This is a genomic window from Pseudoalteromonas sp. 19-MNA-CIBAN-0066, assembly GCF_040308705.1.
Classification (GTDB): domain Bacteria; phylum Pseudomonadota; class Gammaproteobacteria; order Enterobacterales; family Alteromonadaceae; genus Pseudoalteromonas; species Pseudoalteromonas nigrifaciens.
The window spans coordinates 1-709 of sequence record NZ_JBEONZ010000095.1; the positions used below are offsets into that span (position 1 = coordinate 1).

1 rRNA gene is annotated in these 709 nt (G+C 53.0%); it reads left to right on the plus strand.

Annotated elements, in window-relative coordinates:
* Positions 1-709 (plus strand): 23S ribosomal RNA (locus AAEZ18_RS18330); the annotation flags it as partial.

Consider the following 709-nt stretch of genomic DNA (forward strand, 5'->3'; position numbering starts at 1 on the left):
TGGAGTCAACCTTGAAATACCACCCTTGTAGTTTTGATGTTCTAACGTTGGCCCCTGAATCGGGGTTACGGACAGTGCCTGGTGGGTAGTTTGACTGGGGCGGTCTCCTCCTAAAGAGTAACGGAGGAGCACGAAGGTTGGCTAAGTACGGTCGGACATCGTACGGTTAGTGTAATGGTAGAAGCCAGCTTAACTGCGAGACAGACACGTCGAGCAGGTACGAAAGTAGGTCATAGTGATCCGGTGGTTCTGAATGGAAGGGCCATCGCTCAACGGATAAAAGGTACTCCGGGGATAACAGGCTGATACCGCCCAAGAGTTCATATCGACGGCGGTGTTTGGCACCTCGATGTCGGCTCATCACATCCTGGGGCTGAAGTCGGTCCCAAGGGTATGGCTGTTCGCCATTTAAAGTGGTACGCGAGCTGGGTTTAGAACGTCGTGAGACAGTTCGGTCCCTATCTGCCGTGGGCGTTTGAGAATTGAGAGGGGTTGCTCCTAGTACGAGAGGACCGGAGTGAACGAACCGCTGGTGTTCGGGTTGTCATGCCAATGGCATTGCCCGGTAGCTACGTTCGGAACTGATAAGCGCTGAAAGCATCTAAGCGCGAAGCAGGCCTCGAGATGATTTCTCACTAGAGCTATAAGCTCTCTGAAGGGCCGTTGGAGACTACAACGTTGATAGGCAAGATGTGGAAGTGCTGTGAGG